The sequence below is a fragment of the Desemzia sp. AGC72 genome (assembly GCF_057334175.1).
In genome coordinates this window covers 332,801-355,640 of sequence record NZ_JBHFIG010000021.1, presented here as the reverse complement: position 1 = coordinate 355,640, position 22,840 = coordinate 332,801, and the positions used below count along the sequence as shown (strand labels likewise).

The 22,840-nt window shown below is 38.3% G+C and carries 23 protein-coding genes; 2 read left to right on the top strand and 21 right to left on the bottom strand.

The features are described from left to right. Nucleotides 1–38 precede the first annotated feature (38 nt). Nucleotides 39–641, top strand: a complete 603-nt coding sequence (plsY, locus tag ACE025_RS10760; RefSeq protein ID WP_485939679.1) for a glycerol-3-phosphate 1-O-acyltransferase PlsY — start codon at nt 39–41, stop codon at nt 639–641. 215 nt (nt 642–856) lie between these two features. On the opposite strand, the gene ACE025_RS10755 is transcribed toward plsY, so the two are convergent. The 21 genes from ACE025_RS10755 to ACE025_RS10655 form a co-directional block, all read right to left on the bottom strand. Further along, nucleotides 857–1,735, bottom strand: coding sequence for an aldose 1-epimerase family protein (locus ACE025_RS10755; RefSeq protein WP_485939678.1), 879 nt, complete (start codon nt 1,733–1,735; stop codon nt 857–859). A gap of 108 nt (nt 1,736–1,843) precedes the next feature. Beyond that, a complete protein-coding gene (gene codY / locus ACE025_RS10750; RefSeq protein WP_485939676.1) occupies nt 1,844–2,650 on the bottom strand; it encodes a GTP-sensing pleiotropic transcriptional regulator CodY in 807 nt (268 codons plus the stop codon). Nucleotides 2,651–2,668: 18 nt separating this feature from the next. Further along, nucleotides 2,669–4,090, bottom strand: a complete 1,422-nt coding sequence (gene hslU, locus ACE025_RS10745; protein WP_485939674.1) for an ATP-dependent protease ATPase subunit HslU — start codon at nt 4,088–4,090, stop codon at nt 2,669–2,671. A gap of 45 nt (nt 4,091–4,135) precedes the next feature. Then, complete coding sequence (gene hslV / locus ACE025_RS10740) at nt 4,136–4,675, bottom strand: ATP-dependent protease subunit HslV (protein WP_485939672.1); 540 nt, start codon at nt 4,673–4,675, stop codon at nt 4,136–4,138. Between the two features lie 35 nt (nt 4,676–4,710). Then, on the bottom strand, nt 4,711–5,610 hold the full coding sequence (gene xerC, locus ACE025_RS10735; protein WP_485939670.1) for a tyrosine recombinase XerC: 900 nt from the start codon (nt 5,608–5,610) through the stop codon (nt 4,711–4,713). A gap of 117 nt (nt 5,611–5,727) precedes the next feature. Beyond that, nucleotides 5,728–7,806: a type I DNA topoisomerase gene (gene topA, locus ACE025_RS10730; protein WP_485939669.1), complete on the bottom strand. Its 2,079-nt coding sequence runs from the start codon at nt 7,804–7,806 to the stop codon at nt 5,728–5,730. A 254-nt stretch (nt 7,807–8,060) separates the two neighbouring features. Further along, nucleotides 8,061–8,933 (bottom strand): DNA-processing protein DprA, encoded by an 873-nt coding sequence (gene dprA / locus ACE025_RS10725; protein ID WP_485939668.1) that lies wholly within the window; start codon nt 8,931–8,933, stop codon nt 8,061–8,063. Nucleotides 8,934–9,082: 149 nt separating this feature from the next. Beyond that, complete coding sequence (locus ACE025_RS10720; RefSeq protein ID WP_485939667.1) at nt 9,083–9,868, bottom strand: ribonuclease HII; 786 nt, start codon at nt 9,866–9,868, stop codon at nt 9,083–9,085. Continuing rightward, nucleotides 9,861–10,733: a ribosome biogenesis GTPase YlqF gene (ylqF, locus tag ACE025_RS10715; protein ID WP_485939666.1), complete on the bottom strand. Its 873-nt coding sequence runs from the start codon at nt 10,731–10,733 to the stop codon at nt 9,861–9,863. The genes ACE025_RS10720 and ylqF overlap by 8 nt, the downstream gene beginning before the upstream one ends. Nucleotides 10,734–10,855: 122 nt before the next feature. Further along, complete coding sequence (gene lepB / locus ACE025_RS10710) at nt 10,856–11,527, bottom strand: signal peptidase I (protein WP_485939665.1); 672 nt, start codon at nt 11,525–11,527, stop codon at nt 10,856–10,858. A gap of 22 nt (nt 11,528–11,549) precedes the next feature. Further along, on the bottom strand, nt 11,550–12,092 hold the full coding sequence (lepB, locus tag ACE025_RS10705) for a signal peptidase I (RefSeq protein WP_485939664.1): 543 nt from the start codon (nt 12,090–12,092) through the stop codon (nt 11,550–11,552). A gap of 116 nt (nt 12,093–12,208) precedes the next feature. After that, entirely contained in the window at nt 12,209–13,702 is a 1,494-nt protein-coding gene (locus tag ACE025_RS10700; RefSeq protein ID WP_485939663.1) for a S41 family peptidase, read from the bottom strand. Between the two features lie 78 nt (nt 13,703–13,780). Then, nucleotides 13,781–14,494 carry a purine-nucleoside phosphorylase gene (gene deoD / locus ACE025_RS10695; protein WP_485939662.1) on the bottom strand — a complete coding sequence of 238 codons (714 nt, stop codon included), beginning with the start codon at nt 14,492–14,494 and terminating at the stop codon, nt 13,781–13,783. A 24-nt stretch (nt 14,495–14,518) separates the two neighbouring features. Then, nucleotides 14,519–14,740 carry a YozE family protein gene (locus ACE025_RS10690; protein WP_485939661.1) on the bottom strand — a complete coding sequence of 74 codons (222 nt, stop codon included), beginning with the start codon at nt 14,738–14,740 and terminating at the stop codon, nt 14,519–14,521. Beyond that, nucleotides 14,740–15,261: a peptide-methionine (S)-S-oxide reductase MsrA gene (msrA, locus tag ACE025_RS10685; protein WP_485940097.1), complete on the bottom strand. Its 522-nt coding sequence runs from the start codon at nt 15,259–15,261 to the stop codon at nt 14,740–14,742. The genes ACE025_RS10690 and msrA overlap by 1 nt, the downstream gene beginning before the upstream one ends. Before the next feature lie 24 nt (nt 15,262–15,285). After that, a complete protein-coding gene (locus ACE025_RS10680; RefSeq protein ID WP_485939660.1) occupies nt 15,286–15,912 on the bottom strand; it encodes a YpmS family protein in 627 nt (208 codons plus the stop codon). Between the two features lie 41 nt (nt 15,913–15,953). Beyond that, nucleotides 15,954–16,793, bottom strand: a complete 840-nt coding sequence (locus ACE025_RS10675) for a GDSL-type esterase/lipase family protein (RefSeq protein WP_485939659.1) — start codon at nt 16,791–16,793, stop codon at nt 15,954–15,956. 199 nt (nt 16,794–16,992) lie between these two features. Beyond that, nucleotides 16,993–17,487, bottom strand: a complete 495-nt coding sequence (locus tag ACE025_RS10670; protein ID WP_485939658.1) for a dihydrofolate reductase — start codon at nt 17,485–17,487, stop codon at nt 16,993–16,995. A gap of 56 nt (nt 17,488–17,543) precedes the next feature. After that, complete coding sequence (locus tag ACE025_RS10665; protein ID WP_485939657.1) at nt 17,544–18,491, bottom strand: thymidylate synthase; 948 nt, start codon at nt 18,489–18,491, stop codon at nt 17,544–17,546. Between the two features lie 43 nt (nt 18,492–18,534). Further along, nucleotides 18,535–20,430: an ABC-F family ATP-binding cassette domain-containing protein gene (locus ACE025_RS10660; RefSeq protein ID WP_485939656.1), complete on the bottom strand. Its 1,896-nt coding sequence runs from the start codon at nt 20,428–20,430 to the stop codon at nt 18,535–18,537. A gap of 190 nt (nt 20,431–20,620) precedes the next feature. Next, nucleotides 20,621–22,291 carry a formate--tetrahydrofolate ligase gene (locus ACE025_RS10655; protein WP_485939655.1) on the bottom strand — a complete coding sequence of 557 codons (1,671 nt, stop codon included), beginning with the start codon at nt 22,289–22,291 and terminating at the stop codon, nt 20,621–20,623. 234 nt (nt 22,292–22,525) lie between these two features. On the opposite strand from ACE025_RS10655, the gene ACE025_RS10650 reads away from it, so the two are divergent. Further along, on the top strand, nt 22,526–22,729 hold the full coding sequence (locus tag ACE025_RS10650) for a cold-shock protein (protein WP_485939654.1): 204 nt from the start codon (nt 22,526–22,528) through the stop codon (nt 22,727–22,729). The last annotated feature ends 111 nt before the right edge of the window (nt 22,730–22,840 follow it).

Below are 22,840 nucleotides of genomic sequence, written 5' to 3'. Positions count from 1 at the left end.
ACGCGAAAAATCAAGTTGGTAAGGAGAGAAATGGATCGATGACAACAATACTAATGTTTGTGCTATCGTACCTTCTAGGATCGATTCCCTCAGGTGTCTGGATCGGGGAAAAAATATACAATATTGACATTCGAAAACATGGTAGCGGAAACATGGGAACCACCAATACATTCCGTGTATTAGGAGCAAAAGCTGGGGTAGCTGTTTTAGCTGCTGATTTGCTCAAAGGAACTTTGGGTGCAAGTTTGCCTTACTTTTTTGATTCAAATTTGAGCCCTATGGTCGTTGGACTGGCTGCTATATTAGGACATACTTATCCAATATTTGCGCAATTTAAAGGTGGAAAAGCTGTTGCTACCAGTGCTGGGGTAGTTCTTGCCTACAACCCGCCGTTTTTTATCTATTGTATATTAGTGTTTGGTATTCTATTATACTTTACACGTATGGTAAGTTTGAGCAGTATGACTGCTTTAGTACTGATTACGATCTCTTCGTTATTCATTCAGGACTGGATCTTGACGAGTATCGCTTTTGTATTGACGATTTTCATTACTTATCGTCATCGGGAAAATATCTCTCGAATCAAAAATGGAACAGAAAGCAAAATTCCTTTTGGATTTCGATATAAAAAAGAACAATAATTTCTTCTTTCATGAGAAGTTATTCGTTTTTTGGATAAAGCAGATGTAAAGCAGCACGACACAAATGCACTGATTGTAAGAAAAAAAACCGCCCCTAAATAAGTGGGGCGGTTTTTTTTCAGTTTCCTAGCCTTTCTTTCCTACATCCATATAAACTAAAAAGACATAAGATCCTTTATACACTAAGCTTTTATGTCTTTATAAATGCCGCTTTTTTAAGTTAACTGGATAGTGTAGCTCGTAGTAAATGTTTCTTTAGCAGGCAATGTCCGAATGCCTAGTTTGTCTTCTAATTTACCTGATGTATCCACGGTGTCTGCAATTCCATGCCAAGGTTCGATACACACAAAAGGAGCTTGTTTGCCAGGCACAGACCAAATTCCGACATACGGATAATTTTCAAATGTCACAGATACAGAATGCGCTGTTTTGTCTGATAGGATACTGAACGTATTCTTCTCTTTTACTTCAAACACTAAAGCATCTTTTTCGAACAGCTCTCTATTTAAACTAAGAGTAGTATTGGTTTGAGCCAAAGTCGTCTGTGAAGTATCCGCAAACGGCCCGCTCAAAGGAATTTGTTTGCGTGATTTTCTTGGCAAGAAACTAAAGTAATAATCTTCAAATACCGTATCTTCTGTCAAAGGGACATTAAATCCTGGATGTCCGCCAATAGAAAAATAAAGTTTTTCTGTTTCATTCGTATTTTGAACTGCATACTCTACAGATACTTTATCTTCTATTACAGTGTAGGTAATAGAAAGAGAGAAATCAAACGGATACGCTTTTTTTGTTTCTTCATTAGATTTAAACTGCAATGTGACACGATCTTCTGTTTCTTCGATTACATTGAACTCTGCATCTCTGGCGAATCCATGTTGATTCATAGTATACGATTTACCTTTGTAGGTGTATTGATTGTCTTTCAATCTGCCTACAATAGGAAATAATACGGGAGCTTTTCGATTCCAATAAGCAGGATCTCCTTGCCAAAGGTATTCTGTACCGGTCTCAGTATTCTGGATACTTTGAAGTTCAGCGCCCTTTTGGGAGACGGCTACTGTTAATTGGTTGCTTTTCAGGATGATGGACATGTTTTTTCACCTCATAAGATAATTGGTTTTCGATAGAACAACTTAAGTATAAGAAAATAGCCTCTACTACAGAGGCTTTTTCTATGGGATAAAAATTCAAAAGTCAGATCAGACGATTTCTTTTTCCAACATTTGGAGCAATTTTTCGTTTTTGATCCGAATATACGTTCCTTTCATACCTAAAGAACGAGATTCGATGATGCCCCCAGATTCTAATTTTCTTAAGGCGTTGACGATCACCGAACGGGTAACACCAACTTCATCTGCGATATTTGCAGCTGTCACTCGCCCTTCCAGTCCATCCAATTGCTTAAATATAGCCTTTATAACCTTGTATTCACTATAAGACAGGGTATTTAAAGCTAATTGAACTGTAGCGTCGTCACGAGCTTCTTTTTCGATTCCTTGCTTTTTGATATTTAAGACTTCGATACCTACGATGATTGCTGCATGTTCTCCAAGAATCAAATCGCTGTGTCCGAATTCAGGTGTTTCTCGAGCCAAAATCAATGTGCCTAATCGCTCACCGCCAACAAAAATCGGAATGATCGTCGTCAATCCCGAAGTCACTATTTCCCGCGACTCAATCGGGAATACGGTATAGTCGCTCTCAATCCCTATGTTCGATGTTGTTTGAGTAATTTCCAACATACTATTTGCATAATCCATCGGGAATTGTTTCTCTATCAGCATTTGTTTTACACGATCATTATTGATAGCATGTTTTTCGAAGAAACCCAACAATTTTCCTTTTTCATCAATCAAATAGGTATTGGCTTCTAATATGTTGCCCAAATTTTTAGTCAAATTTGTAAAAGGCAACTGGTCATTATCTGCACTTTCGGAATCCACAATACCTCCGACCGTTTGAAGGATACGATTCATCTTACGCATTTTTTCTAATAATTCTTCCATCTTTCATTCACCACCAAGTTACAGGATATAACGACTCAAATCTTTATCTGCCACGATATGTTGGAGTTTATCATCAATGTATTTTTCAGTAATCGTAATTTCTCCCATTTGCATATCTGGAGCTTCAAATAACAAGTCTTCCAATACTTTTTCCAAAATCGTATGCAATCTTCGTGCTCCGATATTGTCTGTTTCAGCATTTACTTGGTAAGCGATATCTGCCATTCTTTCGATAGATTCATATGTGAATGTGACCGTAATGTTTTCTGTTTTCAACAACTCGCGATATTGCTTGATCAAAGCATTGTTTGGTTCAGTTAAAATCTTAACGAAATCATCTTTTGTTAAATCATCTAATTCCACGCGAATCGGGAAACGTCCTTGTAATTCTGGAATCAAATCACTTGGTCTGGCAACATGGAAAGCGCCTGACGCAATAAAGAGGACATGATCTGTATTCACAGTTCCGTATTTTGTATTGACGGATGAGCCTTCAACAATCGGCAGGATGTCTCTTTGAACACCTTCTCTGGAAACTTGTCCATCATTTTTTCCTTTAGACGTGATTTTGTCGATTTCATCAATAAAAATGATTCCTGAATTTTCTGCCAGTTTAACTGCTTCTGCATTGATGTCTTCAGCGTTGACTAATTTTTCAGATTCTTCTTGGATAAAAATATCAATGGCTTCTTTGACCGTTACTTTTCTCTCCACTTTTTTCTTAGGAGACAAAGCGCCGAAGGTATCTGATAAATCGATTCCCATTTGTTCCAAACCAGCATTCATTGGTGAATTCATCGGTCTCTTTTGCTCGTCCACTTTGATGGTCACTTCTCGGCTGTCTAATAATCCATCACGAATTTGTTGTTGGATCTTCGTACGATTAGTTGAGATCTCAGGTGTGACTTCTTCTGACTCTTCTTCAGGATTCAAATCATTCGGGTTGATGCCCATATTTTGGAACATAGCTCCAAATGGGTTATTGTTCATGTTATCTTGGCGCTGTTCTTTTTTGATTCCCGGCACTAAAACTTTAGAAACGCGTTCAACAGCTTTTTTCTCTGCTTGAAGATAGACGTTTGAGTATTGTTGTTTTTTGACGATCTGGATAGATGCTTCTACTAGATCGCGTACCATGGATTCAACATCTCGACCAATATACCCGACTTCTGTAAATTTAGTCGCTTCTACTTTTACAAAAGGAGCTTTTACGATGGATGCTAAACGTCTGGCAATTTCAGTTTTACCAACACCAGTAGCTCCAATCATCAAAATGTTTTTGGGAGTGATCTCCTGCTGCATATCTTCGTTTAAATGTAAACGGCGGTAACGATTGCGCAAAGCAACGGCTACCGATTTTTTAGCATTGTGCTGACCGACGATGTATTTGTCCAACTCAGCCACGACTTGTCTAGGTGTAATATTGTCTATTTGATTCATTGATCTTCACGTCCTTGTTTCATTATTATCCGACTCATTGATTTTTTATAGTTCTTCAACGATGATGTTGTGGTTCGTAAATACACAAATATCAGCAGCGGTTTCAAGCGCTTCGCGTGCGATCTCAACAGCAGAAAGCTCTGCTCCGTGTTTCTTCAAAGCTCTTCCTGCAGCCAAAGCAAAATTGCCGCCGGATCCAATTGCCAATATGCCGTCATCAGGCTGAATCACTTCGCCGTTACCTGAAACCAGCAACATTTCGTCTTTATTCATAACGATCAGCAACGCTTCTAATTTTTGCAGCGTTCTGTCAGTGCGCCATTCTTGAGCCAACTCTACAGCTGCGCGAGTCAGATTACCTTTATATTCATTTAATTTACTTTCAAATTTCTCTTCCAACGTAAACGCATCTGCTACACTTCCGGCAAACCCGGTAACAACTTCATCGTTGTATAAACGTCTTACTTTACGAGCGGTACCTTTCATGATTACTTGCTCACCCATAGTCACTTGACCGTCACCAGCCATAGCACTTTTCCCATTATGTTGGATTGCGAATATAGTTGTAGAATGAAACTCTGTCATTTTAAATTCCTCCATTTGCTTTAACCAAGAGGATTTTATGCTCTTGGATGAAATTGACGATAATTTTTTTGCAATTTTTCTTTAGTTACATGAGCATAGATTTGAGTTGACGATAAACTCGAATGTCCCAACAGCTCTTGAACCGTACGCATGTCAGCGCCATTGTTCAATAAATGAGTCGCAAACGTGTGTCGAAGCATATGCGGGTGGATATCTGAAGTAAGGCTGCTCTTTTTGATAACTTGGTTCAGCACATATTCGATTCCTGTAGAAGTGATCCCATCTCCATGATGATTCACAAACAAAAGAGGGTGCGCTTTTTGATATTTTTTCATCAATGGATCGCGTGCTTTTTCCTTGTACTGTTGGATGGCAACTGCGGCATAATGACCAAATGGTACATATCGTTCTTTATTTCCTTTTCCGCGAATCAATAAAACATTCAATTCAAAATCAATGTCTTTCAACTCGATTCCGGCACATTCACTAACTCGAATTCCAGTGCCGTACAACACTTCCAAAATGGCTTCATTTCTGTAGTCTAATGGAGTTTCTCCTTTGACCACTTGGAATAAAATGTCCATTTCTTTCTCGTAAAAAAAGCGGGGCAGTCGTAAATTTTTCTTTTTTAAATGCACGTATGAAAATGGATTGTCTTTTGCTAGATCATTCCGCAATAAAAATTGATAAAAGGCACGCAAACTGGATATCTTTCGCGAAACACTATTGCGGCTTAGTTTATTTTCGTTTAATTCGCCTAAGTAAATCCTGACATCTTGAATCGTTACTTTATTAAAGTCCGAGTCTCCTGTCTGTTGTAAGAAAACACTGAATTGCTCAATATCTTCTTGATAGGCTTTCTTAGTGAGGACGGAATAATCACGCTCTGAAATCAAATAATTTAAGAAAAGCTCAATCAATTTTTGATTGTTCAAAAAAATCCCTCCACTGGTATGACAAAGTAACTTTATCATACCAGAAAAGGGATTACAATCGATTGAGGGATTCTTTAAACGAAACTTAATAGCAGAATCCTGTCCTCTTTTATAAGATTATTTTTGAAGTTCTTCTTTATAATCACAGTTGCTGCAAATGACTTGTTTGCCCTTAGCGACTTTCTTTTCTTCTAAATGATGCTCACATTTAGGACAGTTTCGACCAACTGGTTTGTTCCAAGAAATAAACTCGCAATCCGGATAACGGTCACATCCATAGAAAATACGGTTTTTCTTCGATTTTCTTTCAATGACATTCCCTTTATTACAAGTTGGACAAGTCACTCCGATGTCTTTTACGATAGCTTTCGTGTTTCGACATTCTGGGAAATTGCTGCACGCATAAAACTTCCCATACCGACCCATCTTGATCACCATTGGATGACCACAAACTTCGCAGTCAAAACCAGCCGGTTCATCTTTGATTTGAATTTTTTCCATTTGTTCTTCTGCTACTTGAACTGTTTTTTCAAACGGCTTGTAGAACTGGTCGATGACATTTTTCCATTCTTCTTCTCCTACTTCAACTTGGTCTAGATTTTTTTCCATTTCTGCAGTGAAATGGACATCTACGATTTGAGGGAAGAATTCTGCGATCATGCTGTTGACGATGGTCCCTAATTCGGTCGGTTCAAACCTTTTAGCAACTAACTTAACGTAATATCTTCTTTGGATCGTATCCAATGTGGGTGCATAAGTTGAAGGACGTCCTACGCCGTTTTCTTCAAGCGTTTTGATCAATGTAGCTTCTGAGAAACGAGCAGGTGGTTGAGTAAAATGTTGTTTCGGCTCGATATCCACTGTTGTAGCTGTTTCTCCTTCTTCTAAAGGCGGTAAAATATTATCTTTTTCTGTTTTTCCGCTTTCGGTCGATTCGATATAGACTTTTTGATATCCAGGGAACTTCATTTTTTGACCGTTCGCTCTGAATAAGACACCATTGCGTTCTAAGTCGACTGTCATCGTATCAAAAACAGCCGGTTTCATTTGACTAGCTACAAAGCGAGACCAAATCAGGTTGTATAATTTATACTGATCTTTTGATAGATACTTTTGAATCTCTTCCGGAGTTCTCATGACACTAGAAGGTCGAATAGCCTCATGCGCATCTTGAGAACTTTCAGCTTTTTTCCCTACACGTGCTTTTGAATTCGTATATTCGTCGCCGTAAGTCTTTTGGATGAACTCATACACTTCATTCTTAGCCGTATCTGAGATACGAGTAGAATCTGTACGCATGTAAGTGATCAATCCGACAGCTCCACCACGTCCTAGAGAAATACCCTCATATAACTGTTGAGCGATCATCATCGTTTTACGTGTTTTGAAATTGATTTTACGCGCTGCATCTTGTTGCATGCTGCTGGTAGTAAATGGCAGGGATGGATTACGTTTTCGTTCTTTTTTCACTACTCTAGTGATTTCAAATTCATCGCCATCCATTTGCTGAATGATTTTTTGAGCGTCTTTTGAATTAGACAATTTAGTCTTTTTGCCGTTCACTCCATAAAAGGTCGCTTTAAATTTCTTCGTTCCTTTTTTGAAGTTTCCATCGATCGTCCAATACTCTTCTGGTTCAAATTGATTGATTTCCTCTTCACGATCGCAAATCAGTTTCAAAGCAACAGATTGAACTCTTCCTGCGCTTAATCCTTTTTTGATTTTTTTCCATAAGATAGGACTGATCGTATATCCAACTAAACGGTCTAATACACGTCTTGCTTGTTGAGAATCTACCAAATCCATATTGATGGAGCGCGGTTCTTTAAAAGCCTCTTTTACAGCGTCTTTTGTGATCTCGTTAAAGACAACGCGATTTTTATCTTCTATATCTAAGCCTAATAAATGACACAAGTGCCATGCAATAGCTTCTCCTTCTCTATCCGGATCGGCTGCGAGATAAACTTTATCAGCTTTTTTTGCAAATTTTTTCAATTCTTTGATCAAAGGGCCTTTACCTCTGATAGAAATGTATTCGGGTTCATAGTTGTTTTCGGTATCAATAGCCATCCGGCTTTTAGGCAAATCTCTAATATGACCTAAACTCGCCACCACTTTATAATTTTTTCCTAAATACTTTTCAATTGTTTTTGCTTTAGCAGGCGATTCAACGATCACCAAATATTTATAGGCCAAATAAAAACTCCTCTCATTTGAACAGTTTGTTTACGTTTATCTATCGATTAATAATAGCTAACTGAAATCGTAAATCATCTTATGCTATTCAACAGTCGTTTGTCAACTATTCAAATGGAAGACTTCCATATAAAAGAGAAAATTATCCTATTTTAACTGCAATTTCGAAAAAGTCTTAAATTCAAGCTGCAGCAGTGTTTCATCACCGATTTTCACTCTTATGATCCTTACTATTACAAAAAAATAAAAGTTTTTTATTTTAAGTAGTTTTTGACCAGCATTTCTCCGCTTAACACACACATAGCTCCTTGTACAATCAAGTCGTTTGTTCCTCCGCTGAATGGACTGGTGATGTTTCCGGGAACCGCAAAAACTTCCCGACCTTCTTTCAAAGCTATATTGGCAGTAATGAGACTACCGCTGCGGTATTTGGCTTCTACGACCAAGGTTCCTAGACTGAGTCCTGCAATGATACGATTCCGCATCGGAAAATGATGCCTAAGAGGTTTGGTACCTACAGGGTATTCCGACAACAGCAAGTGCTCTTTTTCAATCGCTTCTTGTAAAAATTTATTTTCATATGGATAACATTGATCCAACCCACAACCAATGACAGCAATCGTCTTTCCTAAATGTTTGATAGTCAATTGATGTGTCAATGTATCAACACCTTTGGCTAACCCGCTGACCAGTACAAAATGATTGTCTATAAGCGTTGGAACAAATGCATTCAACACGTCTGCAGCATAACGGCTGTGTGCTCTCGAACCTACAACAGACAATAAATTTTCTTTTAACAAATCAATATTGCCTTTGTAGAACAATAATGACGGAGGATCGTAAATGTGTCTAAGATAATCTGGGAAAGAAGCATCAAAAAAAGACACCCAACGAACACCCAACTTCTTGTAGTCTTCTATCACCTGATCTAAATCTACAGCAGAATAACTTTCATAAAATAATGTTTTCTGTTTTTCTTTCAACCCAGCTTTGTCAGCAAGTTCAGCTAATGTCACGTAAGATTCTTCCATTAAAACGACACCCATCATAATGCGCTGAGTGGCGTCAAGTCCTTTGCACAAAGAAAAGTGCAGCATAACTTTATTTATTTTGTCTATTTCCAACATGTGTATTCACACTCCTTTGATTAAAAGATACGCATAAAAAGAGAGCGCCTGCGAAAAATAAAACCAGAACCAAAAAACATCCATAATAAGGACCCGAAGCCCTAATTATGGATGTTTATCATCTGTTATTATTCATTACAAAATCGGCTTTAATTCAATAAGGCTTCTCTTACAGGCGCAAAGCTTCTGCGGTGTATCGGAGTAACACCTAAATCTTCTAAAGCAGTCAAATGCTCTTTCGTGCCATAACCAGCATTGTTTGGAAAACCATATCCAGGATACATGACATCGTACTGTTCCATCATCCGGTCACGAGTGACTTTTGCAATGATACTTGCAGCGGCAATCGAAACACTTTTTGCGTCTCCTTTGATGATACTCTCTTGAGAGACTGGTAAAGGCAACGTCATAGCATCCACCAGTAAGTGATCTGGTTGAATAGTTAGCTTCTCTATCGCTTCCAGCATAGCTAATTTTGAAGCTTCATAGATGTTGACTTGATCAATGACTTCAGCGTTTTTGATACCAATTCCGACAGCCAATGCTTTTTCTTGTATAACGTCAAACAGCTCATTCCGTTTAGCCAATGACAGTTGTTTTGAATCATTGATACCTATGATATCAAAATCTTCCGGTAAAATAACGGCTGCAGAAACGACAGGACCGGCCAATGGTCCACGACCTACTTCATCTACTCCGGCAATGTATTTTTTTCCTTGAGTCCACGCTCGTTTTTCGTAAGCCAACATTTCTTGCAGTTTTTCTTGAGCTGCTTTTAATTTTTCAGCCTTTTTATCCCAGCTTTTCACAGCTGCTACGACACCTTTGCGTGAATCCAGGCGAAATTTTTTCAGCCTTTCATCTTTCGGATCAGTGATCGTTTGCAAAATGTTTTTTACTTCAGTTATGCTCATTGGTTTAATCGAATCAGTCATGCTGGGTATCTCCTTCAGAAAGACTGGTCGGAACTATATCTAAGGTGAAAGGACTTATTTTCCCGCTTCGAATCTCATGCAAGACCATTTCAGCAGCGCGCTCGTAATCGTCTCTGAAGTTTCTTTTTTCACTGATCAGCATCAATAATTCAGCATCACTCAGGGTTAAGTCTTCTTTATTTAAATTGTATCTTTTAGCTAATGCATCTGGATGGTTTTCTTTCAAAAAGCCCAGTCCATATAAAACAATGTCGTCTATATTCAGCAAGGTATCTTTGATAGCACCAGTCAAGGCTAATTTTTTTCCTACTGCCGGATCTTCGAATTTTGGCCATAGAATACCTGGTGTATCTAATAACTCGATTTCTTTTCCTAATTTCAACCATTGCTGGGCTTTAGTGACTCCTGGTTTATTTCCTGTTTTAGCAATATTTTTTTTCACAAGTCGGTTAATTAAAGTTGATTTCCCAACGTTAGGGATACCAATACTCATTGCTCGAATCGGACGAGGTTTCATTCCTTTTTCAGCCATTCGGTCAAATTTTGGCTGCATTAGTTCTTGAGCTTTTGCAGTGATTTCTTTCATCCCTTTTCCTTCTTGAGCTACGATGGGAATTGCCGGAATGCCTTGTTTTGCATAATAACTCACCCACTGTTGAGTTGCTCGTCTATCTGCCAAATCGCTTTTATTTAAAATTAAAATACGCGGTTTGTGTTGAATGATTTCATCTAATACCGGATTTCGGCTGGATTCGGGAAGTCTTGCATCTACCAATTCAAAAACGACATCTACCAACTTTAACTTCTCTGCTACTTGTCTCTTTGCTTTTGCCATATGACCTGGATACCACTGTATTGTTGCCATAAGTCTCACGTCCTTTATTTCTTATTTATTCCAAAAATAAAAACTAATCATAACTTGACCTCAAAGCGCTAGGTCAAAGTATCTTGATTAGTCTTATCCTATTGTTTATTCAACTCTTTTACTTAATCGTTTGCTTGATTGACATCTCCGAAATCATCCAACGGCCATATTCTCAAATCGGTCGTTCCTGCAATGTGACTGTCTTTTACGAAACCAAAGTAGCGGCTGTCTTTTGAATTGATCCGATTATCTCCCATTAAGAAATAATGCCCTTCAGGAACAACATCCTGACCAGTCAAAATAGCCAAATTAAAATCTTCAGTGAATTGATCTGCTTCGTCTACTGTAAAGAATTCACTATTTAGATACTCTTCAGGAACTTCTTCTCCATTGACAAACAACTGATCATCTCTCATTTCAATCGTGTCACCAGGGACACCGATGACTCGTTTGATGTATTGTTTTCCAGGCTCGTCAGGAGCATCAAAAACAACTATATCAAAGCGATCGATATCGGCTACTTTGTTTAAAATCAGTCTATCGTTATCGTGCAGCGTTGGAACCATTGAATCACCTTCAACGCTTACCGGAGCAAACAAAAAGTGTCTAACCAGTATAAAAATAACTAACGCCACTAAGACATAAAGAACGGTACTGAGAAATTCTCTCATTTTGCTGCCTGGTTCTTTATCTGGTGATTTCGTACCCTTCTTTTTTTGAGATGGATATTTGTTTTTTCTTGGTTCAAACGATGAATTTTCTTGATTGTTGTTTGACTCATGATTACTTTGCATGTCTATCTCCTACCTTCATCATTTAATGGACCATGGAAATTCTTGAAAACGGATAATATACCATAACAGCTTCCCCTACAATCATTTCCGCAGGGATTGGTCCGTAATATCGGCTGTCATGACTGAGCCGCCGATTATCCCCTAAAACAAAATAATGGCCTTCCGGAATAACAGTTTCTCCAGTCAAACTTTCCAACGTGAAATTAGAAGTCCAAACTCCGCCAGCTTTCTCAACATACTCATTGTGCAAAAAAAACTCATCTACTGCTTTGTCATTTACAAACAGCTGGTCATTTTCGTAACGAATACTCTCACCAGGAAGTCCGATCACCCGTTTGACAAATGTTCTGTTCAAATCATCACGAAAAACGATCACATCGAAGCGCTCGATTTGATGTATCGTTTCAACAATGATTTGATCATTTTGTTGAAACGTTGGAAACATAGATGAACCTTCAATAGCAACAGGAAGAAAAAGAAAGCTTTTAATAATGGCGACTGCAACAGAAGCAAATAAAGCTGCTTTCAGCCAACCTTTCAAATTTTCCTTCCAATATTTTTTCATCTTATTCTCGCTCCAAACTTCATTTATCTTTATCATACTAAAAATCTGCTGAAATAACTATGTTTTTGTTGATTTCCAGAAAAAAAAGAAGACACTGAGTCTTCTTTTTTCATTAATTATTGTTGGAGGTAATCGACTGCTTTCTCGTATTGAGTATCATTTGCATCGATTAGTTCGCGCAGTTCAGTGATTAATGCCAGTGCGGTATCTCCTGTAACAATACCGTTTACTTCTAGATCTTGATCAGCTTGAAACTCTTCAATAGCTTTAGTGGTGTCTTCATCAAAATAACCGTCAGCAGAACCGACTTCATATTCTAATGCCTCGACTACTTTTTCCAAGTTCTCCACTTCTGCTGATGTATCTCCTTGTTGGTAAGTTTCCGATGAATTGATCATCAACAAGTACGCATATTCTGGCAGCTCGACAACAACATCCGGTTCCAATCCTTTATCGTGGACCCAGTTACCTTCAGGTGTCAACCATTTTCCGATCGTTAGTTTCAGTTCGCTTTCGTCAGCAAAAGGAATAACAGACTGTACTGTCCCTTTTCCAAATGTTTTAGAACCGATGATTGGCAGCCCAGCTGACTCTTGCAATGCACCCGCTAAAATTTCAGAGGCACTTGCACTTCCTTCGTCCACCAGTAAAACAGACGGCTCTGTGATTTGGAAATCGCCATAAGAAGCATCATCGGCTACTACAGGTACAGGTTCTTGATCTCGTTCTTCTGTCTGCAAGATAACTTCCCCATCTTCTAAGAACATATTTGAAATATTGATAGCTCCATCTAACAAACCACCTGGATTTTGTCTGACGTCAAATACAAAAGATTTGGCTCCTTGAGATCTCAAGTCTTCAACAGCCGCTACTAGTTCATCATAAGTAGGCGTTGAAAAGCTGGTAATACTTACATATCCTACAGTTGGGTCTTCTTCATCAAGATTATAAATAACTGTCTCTACAGGTATCGTATCCCTTGTAATCGTCACTTCAAAAGTATTGTCTCCTCTTTTGATCGTCAGTACGACTTGAGTGCCTTTTTCTCCACGGATATAAGATACCGCTTCATTTAATGAAAGACCATTCAATTCTTGATCATCTACTTTAAGAATAATATCATTTGGCAATAATCCAGCCTTTTCAGCTGGAGAACCAGCGATAGGAGATACGATCATAATGTTATCGCCTTGTTTCTGGACTTCCGCTCCGATTCCTTCAAATGAAGCATCAATACTTTCATTTAAGTTGGCAGAATCTGACAAATCCAAATACTCTGTATAAGGGTCGCCTACTGCTTCTGTCATACCTGAAAGAGCTCCCTCCATCAAGGCTTCACTATCTACTTCTTGGTAATAAGTAGTCATCAATGTGTTGTAGACCGACTCAAATTTGGTGTAGTCTATTCCACTGCTACTAGTTGGATTGGACTCTGGTTGATTAGAAACAGCTGAACTGGAAGATTCCGTAGCTGGAGTATCTGGTCCTGCTGCATGTGTCGCTAACAGCGTCATACCAACAGAGAGCAACGCCACTACGACTAAAGAAGCGCCGTAAGCTGCAGGATGAACGCGTTTTAACTTTTTCTTTTTTTGATCGTCATTATTCATAAAGTGCTCCTTTCTGAACCACTATAAGTTGGAACATTGTTGTATGATAAAAAGTGTATCACTTTTTATCAAGTAACACTATTTTTTAATTTTCAAAGCTGCCTCTAATGCAATAACGATCATGTCGTTAAAAGTAGTTTGGCGTTCTTGGGCAGATGTTTCTTCCCCTGTTATCAAATGATCGCTGATCGTCAAAATAGCTAAAGCTTTACGATTGTATTTAGCCGCCAATGTATAAAGACCTGCAGCTTCCATCTCGACAGCCATCACCCCATAATCAGCCAATTTTTTCTTATCCAACTCTTCATTGTAAAAGCGATCCGCTGACAATACATTCCCGACACGCATGCTCAATCCTTTTTCGATTCCCGAATCATAGGCTGCTTTCAATAAATCAAAGTCCGCTATTGGAGCAAAATGAACTTGTCCGTTGAAGGTATTAGCTACTGCACTAGAATCGGTCGTAGCTGCTTGAGCAATCACGACATCACGTACTTTGATGTCTTCTTTCATTCCACCGGCAGTTCCCACACGAATCAAATTTTGAACATTGTATTGTGTGATCAATTCTTCTGCATAGATCATGATTGAAGGTAATCCCATACCTGTACCTTGCACAGAGATTCGTTCGCCTTTATAGGTTCCAGTGTAACCAAACATATTTCTGACAGAGTTGTATTGTTCCACATCCTCTAAAAACGTCTCTGCGATGTATTTTGCACGCAATGGATCTCCTGGTAATAAAATCGTTTCTGCAATCTGTCCTTGTTTTGCCTCAATATGTACACTCATGTTTAATTCCCCCAATAAATTTTTTTATTTTTTTGTAGATTGGTATCTTTCCCAAGCGTCATCGAAAATAGTCATTGAATCTAAATAGGCACCATACATTTCTAAATAGTGGCTGATCTCATGATAATCTTTGGATTGCTTTGGAAAATCGGTATCTCGAAAAGCAGCGTTGGCAAAAACCGTTATTGGATCTTTCATATTGCCGTCTCTTTCAGTCATTAAATAATGGTAAAACGATCTAGTCATCAAACTTGCCCCATTTTTTGTTTATTTGTGTACTCTTTTCGTTCTTCTTTTTCTTGCTGGTAACGCTCAGGATTTTTACGGTAAAATTCTTGATGTTCTTCTTCGGCTTCATAGAAGGGACAACTATCTTCTATAGTAGTGACGATTGGTTTAGAGTATTTTCCGCTTGCTTGCAGTTTTTCTTTAGATGCTGTTGCAATTGCGCGTTGATTCTCATTCTCCACAAAAATAACCGGACGATAACTGCTGCCTCGGTCCATGAATTGTCCCATCGCATCAGTCGGATCAGTTTGGTTCCAATAGATTTCGACCAATTCAGCGTAAGAAATCACATTCGGATCAAAAGTAATTTTCACGGCTTCTGTATGACCGGTCAATTGCGTTTTTACTTCTTCATAAGTAGGATCGACTGTATGGCCTCCTGTATATCCGGAGACCACAGACTTGATTCCTGGTTGTTGATCAAAAGGAGATACCATACACCAAAAGCATCCTCCTGCGAAAACAGCTGTTTCTAACATCATTATTTTCCTCTTTTCTTCATATTATTCGTTTGTAGAAGCGGGGACGTGTACATTGACTAAAATATCGTTCTCTACCAAATCGATTCGCTCAGCAGAGAAAAACATCCCACTTTCCAGGTGAAATTCATTTAAATTAAAAGTGATTGTTTCATTCTCTCCATCAATCACTACCCAATCCGGAATAGATAATTGACTGCCGATTTGATTCATCGCAAATGAGATCGGCAGGTTCAATCTGCCTAATGATAGTTCATTTGCTTTCAATTGAATATTTCCATTTTCAGTCACATAAGGATCCATGAATAAGTTAAAAGGTACTTCAAACCCAAATAGTTGAAAACTGCCAGCTAACTGGAACGTTTCATCTAACAGGACTTCATAATTTACATTGCTTCCTGAAACTTCTTCTTCAATATATTGATTCATTAACTGAGTAACTTCTTCTTTACGTGCAGAAACGCTAAATGTCATCACATCTGACGCATCAACCGCAGCTTCATCGACGATTTCTTGACTAGCCGGTTGGACTTGTAATTGTTGGACTAACCAAATGCCTGCACCTAACAAAATAGCTACTAAGGTTAAAAAAGCCCACTTCCAATAATTAATTGGAGATTTATTTCGTTTCTTTGTTCGTTTTTCTTCCATAAGCTCTCCTTTTTAGCTGCATTGTATCAATTCTCGTTTTATTAATCCAAAAGATCATCATGTTTTTTCATTTCATTGAACAATATACCTGCCATTTTACTATATCCTGCATCGTTCGGATGGAACAAATCGTCTTTGTATAAATACGGATTATCAATCACTTGGGTGTTTTCAGGTGATGATTGAGCAGCTTTGACATCTGTTGAATTGCTATCAATAACAAAGGCTTCATCGATTGGAACATAGTGTGTATTTTCGTATTGCTGAGCGATAGAACTCGTTTTTTTGTTCCATTCATCAAGAATCACTTGCATCTCTTTAATTTCTGAAAAATAAAGTTCATATGGATTATACACTCCAAATAAATATATCTCTGTATTAGGCTTCCATTGTTGAACAATCTCAATCATTTTTTTGACATTTTGTCCATACCTGTCTAAAGGTTCTTTGAAACTCTCTAATTGGACATTCAGCAATTCGTTTTTAAAAATCTTGATGATATCATTTCCTCCAACCGTAAAAATGACCATATCGGCTTTTTTTACAGCCGCTTCGATCTGAGGATCAGTTTCCATACGAGACAAAATCTGATCACTGCGATCTCCGCTGACACCGAAATTATGAGTGCCCACTTGCGAGACGGATTTTGTTGCCTCCATTAATTCTGCTACTCTGGGAACATACCCTCCGCTGCCTAAGCTGTCTCCAACGCCTTCCGTTAAAGAATCTCCTATAGCGACTAACTCAATTTTTTGGTGAACTTCTTTTGCCCCTTCTTTTTTTTCGGGCTGATCCAGTAAAGTATTTAAAATAAAAACCACTAGCACACTCACGAATGATAGGAACAGCAAAGCAGTCAGTAATGAACGTATCTTTCTCATAACGATGTCACTTGCTTCCTTTCTTTTCTTCCAAAATGAATTTCAAAAACAACTTTTTTGCAGTTGGATGAATCTTGTCTATTTTACCATCTTTTCTCACAAAAAATAAGTTCTAGACCCATATATCCTAAAAATTTATAAAAAAATAAACATGCATGAACTTTACTTGTTTAAAGTAGCAAAGTTCAGCATGATTTTATTAATGATTTTTCCGTTTATATAATTCAAAATGGTGAGGATACTTGTTTTTCTCATCTACTATACCTGATTCAGTTCGAACGAGTGTCCAATCGTCCCAGTTTATAGGGATCATATAAGTATCTCCTTCAAACTTTTGGTCAATAACTGTTCGATGAAGTATAGCTACATCATCTACGAAATGTTTGAATACTCCTGACCCGCCGATGATCATTGTGTCCTTTTCGTATCCTTCTGCAAATTTCAGTACTTCTTCACGGCTGTGCATCACATCGACACCTTCAGCCTGATAGTTTTCATCCGTTGTCAAAATAATATTGATTCGGTTCGGTAGAGCTTTTTTGCCCATTCCTTCGAATGTTTTCCGTCCCATGACAACCGCTTGATCAAGAGTAGCTTTCTTAAAATACTTCAGATCATTTGGTAGATACCACGGTAATGTTCCGTCTTTTCCGATCAATCCATTTTGGTCTTCAGCCCATAAAAAGGCAATCATCTTCATTCCTCCTAGTTCATTTATTTCCCTATCTGCTGTTGCAGCTGTTTCGTTACTTATACAGCTATTGGAGCTTTGATTCTTGGATGAGGGTTGTAGTCGTCGATTTCTATATCTTCCATCTCGAAATCAAAGATACTTTTCTTGTCAGTATTTAGTTTAAGTGTCGGAAGTGCTCGCGGTTCTCTAGCTACTTGTTCTTTCATCTGCTCGATATGATTTACATATAAATGAGCATCTCCAAAAGTATGCACAAACTCTCCTACTTCAAGCCTAGTTTCATGAGCAATCAAATGAGTCAGTAAAGCATAGCTGGCAATATTGAAGGGCACACCTAAAAATACATCCGCGCTGCGTTGGTACAGCTGACAATTCAATTTCCCATTTGCAACGTAAAATTGAAATAACGTATGACATGGAGGCAACGCCATATTAGGCACATCTTCCGGATTCCATGCAGAGACAATCAGCCTTCTGGAATCAGGGTTTTTCTGTATCATTTCAATCACATCTTTTAATTGATCGATCGTTTCTCCTTGAGAAGTCTTCCAGTTTCTCCATTGAGAACCGTATACGTTCCCCAACTCACCATATTGAGCAGCAAACGTTTCATCCTTTAGTATCTGTTCTGTAAACTTAGTCATCTCAGCTTGATACACTTGATTGAATTCTTCATCAACTAAGGCCTTTCTACCAAAGTCTGTCATATCCGGACCTTTGTATCCAGCACTCTTTACATAACGTTCAAAAGCCCATTCATCCCAAATGTGGTTGTTTTGTTCTAACAAATAGCGGATATTAGTATCCCCTTTGATAAACCAAAGCAGTTCGCTTTTAATCAGTCTGAAGGGTATTCTCTTTGTCGTTAATAAAGGAAACCCTTTTTGTAAATCAAAGCGCATTTGGTGGCCAAAGATACTTTTGGTTCCAGTACCCGTGCGATCCCCTTTATCGACACCTTCTTCAAGTATTGTTTTCCCTAACGCTAGATAAGCTTCTTCCACTTAATATCCCTCCACATTTTCAGCTTGAAAAAAATGACCCGCTTTACATTTCTGTAAAAGAAGCCAAATATTCCCATCGCTCCATTTTGTTTTCCAATTCTTTTTCTTTAGCTGTCAACTTCTCCTGTAATTCTTGCAACAGCGCAAAGTCGTTTCCAGTTCGATTCATTTCTTCTTGAATAGATTCTATCACTTCTTCTATTCCGGCAATATCATCTTCAATAGTATCCCATTCTTTTTGTTCCATATAAGTCAATTTTGTTTTTTCTTTTGTTTTTTCTTCTGCAGTTTCTTCTTTTGAGTAAGATCTTGCTTTCGTCGACTTAGCTGATTGATCAGCGACTTGCTCTTTTTCTAAATAAGAGGTCGAGCTGCCATAATGGACGGTGATGTTTCCGTCACCTTCAAAAATCAACATCTTGTCACCAATCTTATCTAGGAAATAGCGATCATGCGAAACAGCGATCACAGCACCTGGAAAAGTTTCAATGTAGTCTTCCAAAACGGTTAATGTTGCAATGTCCAAGTCATTAGTTGGCTCATCCAACAATAAGACATTTGGCTGCTGCATCAACAACTTCAATAGGTACAATCGTTTCTTTTCCCCGCCTGAAAGTTTTCCTATCTGGGTTCCGTGAGTGTACCGCTCAAACAGAAATTGTTCTAATAAATTGGTCACACTGATACGTTCTCCAGCACTGGTTGAAACTTCTTCTCCTACTTCCTGCAAATAAGCGATCACCCGTTTAGTCGGATCCATATCTTCGATTTCTTGAGTGAAGTAAGCCATTCTGACAGTTTCACCGACTGTATAAACTCCAGAATCTATTTCTCTTCTTCCTGCCAATATGTTTAATAAGGAAGATTTTCCGGTTCCATTTTTCCCCATGATTCCAATACGGTCATTACTTTGAACCAGCAAGTTGAAGTCTTTTAAGATCGTTTTTTGCCCAATAGTCAAATTAGCGTCTTTTAATTCATAGACCCGTTTTCCTAAACGAGACCCTTCCAGATTGACTTCTACTTGACCATCCAACTTCACTTGATTTAAATTATCTTCCAAATTTTGGAACCGATCAATACGAGCTTGTTGTTTCGTTGTTCTCGCTTTTGCACCTGTACGCATCCATGCTAATTCTTTTTTGTACAACTGATTTCGTTTGTGTTCAGCTTGTACTGCAGCTTCTTGACGAATTGCTCGTTCTTCTACATATTGCATGTAATTTCCCTTATAGAAATGCAGATCTCCATGAGACAACTCGATAATACGGTTGACCACTCGATCTAAGAAATAACGATCATGAGTAACTAACAGCAAAGCTCCTTTATATTGACTAAGGTAGTTTTCCAGCCAGCTGATCGTCTCAAAGTCCAAATGGTTGGTCGGCTCATCAAGAATTAATAAATCTGGTGCTTGAATCAGCACTTGAGCCAGTCCAACACGTTTGCGCTGACCACCGGACAGAGTAGAAACTAGTTGATCTAATTGGGTAACACCTAATTGATTCAAAATAATCTTTGCATTCGTATCGGCGTTCCAGGCATCTTCTTGCGTCATTAGCTGCTCGGCTTTTGAAAATTGTTGCTGGTAAGCCTCATTCATAGAATCTTTATTTAACTGTTCTAAAGCTTTTTCATATTCACGAACGGCTTTCAAAATCGGTGTTTCTCCTTGGAAAACGGCATCAAAAACAGTTTTTTCTCCATCCAACTCAGGATCTTGCATCAAATAACCGATACGGTAGTCTTTTGGTTTTTGAATAGATCCTTTTTCAGCCTTATCTCTGCCTGTCAGTGTATTCAATAAACTGGTTTTTCCAGAGCCGTTCACACCGATCAAACCAATACGATCGCCTTCCATAATGGAAAAGTCTACTTCATTCAGCAGAACTTTTTCTCCATACGTACGGGTCAATTTTTCTACTTTCAATTCTTTCATAATCCGATCTCAACTCTTTCATCTATATATATTTGAAGGTTATTTCAGTTACCTAGTTAAAATGGTCTTTCTTATTTTAACATTCTTGTACCAAATTGAAACCCTATATAACCATTTTAAACATTTTCGCTGAAATAGAACCCGCCTTGACTATTTTTCAATGCCAAGACGGGTTCTATTTTTTTGTTTATTAAAAAAGACCAGTGATTTCGCCATTCTCTTTAATATCCATATTCAGAGCAGCAGGTTCCTTGGGCAGCCCAGGCATAGTCAATACGTCCCCAGTCAAAGCGACAATAAACCCAGCGCCTAATTTCGGAATAAACTCTCTTACAGTAATTGAAAAATCTTCAGGACGTCCTAATTTTTTCGGATCGTCAGAAAGGGAATATTGTGTTTTTGCCATACATACTGGCAAATGATCCCATCCTCTGCGCTCAAATACTTTCATTTGAGTTAAGGCTTTTTTAGTAAAAGATGCTTCTTTTCCACCATAAATATCTGTTACAACTCGTTGAACCTTCTCAGCCAATGTGCTTGAAGCATCATAAAGAGGAACAAAAGCTTCACGTTTCTGGTTGGAGACTTCAATAACCTTTTCTGCCAATTCGACTCCGCCTTTTGAACCATTCGCCCAAACTGAAGCATTTGCATAGGAAATGTTCTTTTGTTTCAACAATTCACCCAAAGCATTGATTTCAGAAAGAGTGTCTTTACTAAATTCATTGATTGCAACCACTACAGGCAATTGATAGCGTTTAATGTTTTCAATGTGTTTCTCTAAATTGCTGAATCCTTTACGAACAGCTTCTACATTCTCTTCCTCTAATTGGTCCTTCAAGACCCCACCATGCATTTTCAAGGCACGAATAGTCGCTACTATAACGACTACATCAGGAGATTTTTCCAGATTTGGAACTTTGATGTCTAAGAATTTCTCAGCCCCCAAGTCTGCACCGAATCCAGCTTCTGTCACCGTATAATCTGCCAGTTTCATAGCTGTACTTGTGGCTAAGACACTATTGCATCCATGAGCAATATTAGCAAACGGTCCACCATGAACCAAAGCAGGAGTATGTTCTAACGTTTGGACGAGATTGGGCTTGATCGCATCTTTTAGTAGTAAAGCCAATGCGCCTTCGACTTTTAAGTCTTTTACTGTAACAGGTTTCTTATCATACGTTTCGGCTACAACGATCCGTTTTAACCGTTCTTTTAAATCATTCAGCCCTGTTGTTAAACATAAAATGGCCATCAATTCGCTGGCAACAGTTATATCGAATCCATCTTCTCTAGGAACACCATTTATTCTCCCACCTAATCCCACAACGACTTGACGTAGAGAACGATCGTTCAAATCTACTGCTCTTTTCCAAGAAACAGTCGTTGGGTTGATGTTGCATTCGTTTCCTTGGTAAATGTGATTGTCAATAAAGGCCGATAAAGCATTGTTAGCAGATGTTAAAGCATGGAGATCCCCAGTAAAATGAAGGTTGATATCCTCCATAGGAACTACTTGCGCATATCCGCCTCCAGCTGCTCCTCCTTTGATTCCCATCGTTGGACCCAATGATGGTTCTCTAAGAGCTAGGATGGTGGATTCCCCAACTCTGGACAAAGCATCTGCTAAACCAACAGAAATGGTCGATTTCCCTTCACCTGCAGGAGTTGGATTGATAGAAGTCACTAAAACCAACTTCCCATTTGATTTATCCTTCAAACGTTGGATCGTCTCTAATTTTATTTTAGCTTTATCATCTCCGTACAATTCTAAATCTTCTTCTGTTAATTGAATCGTTTGAGCGATTTCTTTGATTTTCTTTTTCTTAGCTTGTTGGGCAATTTGGATATCTGATAACATAAGAGGTTTCATCCTTCCTGTTTTTAAGTCACTTTATTTCTTCTTTTCTAGTATACCGTATTATTCAAACGAACAAAACGTCTCTTAGTTATTTTAATCACAAAACGATTAATAAATCGAATAAGTTTTCGTTGACGGATTATTTGTTTATCCATATAATGATTGAAAGCCTTGTTTTTTGGCTTGTAATAAAGTTGCATTTAAAAATATCCCCTACTTAGGAGGAACCCTATCATGGAAAATGGCGTTGTGAAATGGTTCAATAATGACAAAGGTTATGGCTTCATAGAATATAATGATTCAGAAGACATATTCGTACATTTTACAGGTATTGAAGCAGAGGGGTATAAATCTCTTTCGGACGGACAAAAAGTAACTTTTTTGATTGCTGAAGGAAGTCGTGGTTCCCAAGCCACTAATGTTAAAGTAGTTGAATAAAATCTTCAGTTTGCTGGAAGACAGCAGACATAGTTTATAATAAACGCGATAAAACGATTTTTTGCAAACAAAAAAGAGTGGGTCTAATTCCCACTCTTTTTTACTTATTTC

Bases quoted from the DNA above. Each gene is read 5' to 3' on its own strand.
- plsY (WP_485939679.1), top strand. From the start codon at position 39: ATGACAACAATACTAATGTTTGTGCTATCGTACCTTCTAGGATCGATT.
- ACE025_RS10755 (WP_485939678.1), bottom strand. From the start codon at position 1,735: ATGTCCATCATCCTGAAAAGCAACCAATTAACAGTAGCCGTCTCCCAA.
- codY (WP_485939676.1), bottom strand. From the start codon at position 2,650: ATGGAAGAATTATTAGAAAAAATGCGTAAGATGAATCGTATCCTTCAA.
- hslU (WP_485939674.1), bottom strand. From the start codon at position 4,090: ATGAATCAAATAGACAATATTACACCTAGACAAGTCGTGGCTGAGTTG.
- hslV (WP_485939672.1), bottom strand. From the start codon at position 4,675: ATGACAGAGTTTCATTCTACAACTATATTCGCAATCCAACATAATGGG.
- dprA (WP_485939668.1), bottom strand. From the start codon at position 8,933: ATGTTGGAAATAGACAAAATAAATAAAGTTATGCTGCACTTTTCTTTG.
- ACE025_RS10720 (WP_485939667.1), bottom strand. From the start codon at position 9,868: ATGACTGATTCGATTAAACCAATGAGCATAACTGAAGTAAAAAACATT.
- ylqF (WP_485939666.1), bottom strand. From the start codon at position 10,733: ATGGCAACAATACAGTGGTATCCAGGTCATATGGCAAAAGCAAAGAGA.
- lepB (WP_485939665.1), bottom strand. From the start codon at position 11,527: ATGCAAAGTAATCATGAGTCAAACAACAATCAAGAAAATTCATCGTTT.
- lepB (WP_485939664.1), bottom strand. From the start codon at position 12,092: ATGAAAAAATATTGGAAGGAAAATTTGAAAGGTTGGCTGAAAGCAGCT.
- ACE025_RS10700 (WP_485939663.1), bottom strand. From the start codon at position 13,702: ATGAATAATGACGATCAAAAAAAGAAAAAGTTAAAACGCGTTCATCCT.
- deoD (WP_485939662.1), bottom strand. From the start codon at position 14,494: ATGAGTGTACATATTGAGGCAAAACAAGGACAGATTGCAGAAACGATT.
- ACE025_RS10690 (WP_485939661.1), bottom strand. From the start codon at position 14,740: ATGACTAGATCGTTTTACCATTATTTAATGACTGAAAGAGACGGCAAT.
- msrA (WP_485940097.1), bottom strand. From the start codon at position 15,261: ATGTTAGAAACAGCTGTTTTCGCAGGAGGATGCTTTTGGTGTATGGTA.
- ACE025_RS10680 (WP_485939660.1), bottom strand. From the start codon at position 15,912: ATGGAAGAAAAACGAACAAAGAAACGAAATAAATCTCCAATTAATTAT.
- ACE025_RS10675 (WP_485939659.1), bottom strand. From the start codon at position 16,793: ATGAGAAAGATACGTTCATTACTGACTGCTTTGCTGTTCCTATCATTC.
- ACE025_RS10670 (WP_485939658.1), bottom strand. From the start codon at position 17,487: ATGATTGCCTTTTTATGGGCTGAAGACCAAAATGGATTGATCGGAAAA.
- ACE025_RS10660 (WP_485939656.1), bottom strand. From the start codon at position 20,430: ATGAAAGAATTGAAAGTAGAAAAATTGACCCGTACGTATGGAGAAAAA.
- ACE025_RS10655 (WP_485939655.1), bottom strand. From the start codon at position 22,291: ATGTTATCAGATATCCAAATTGCCCAACAAGCTAAGAAAAAGAAAATC.
- ACE025_RS10650 (WP_485939654.1), top strand. From the start codon at position 22,526: ATGGAAAATGGCGTTGTGAAATGGTTCAATAATGACAAAGGTTATGGC.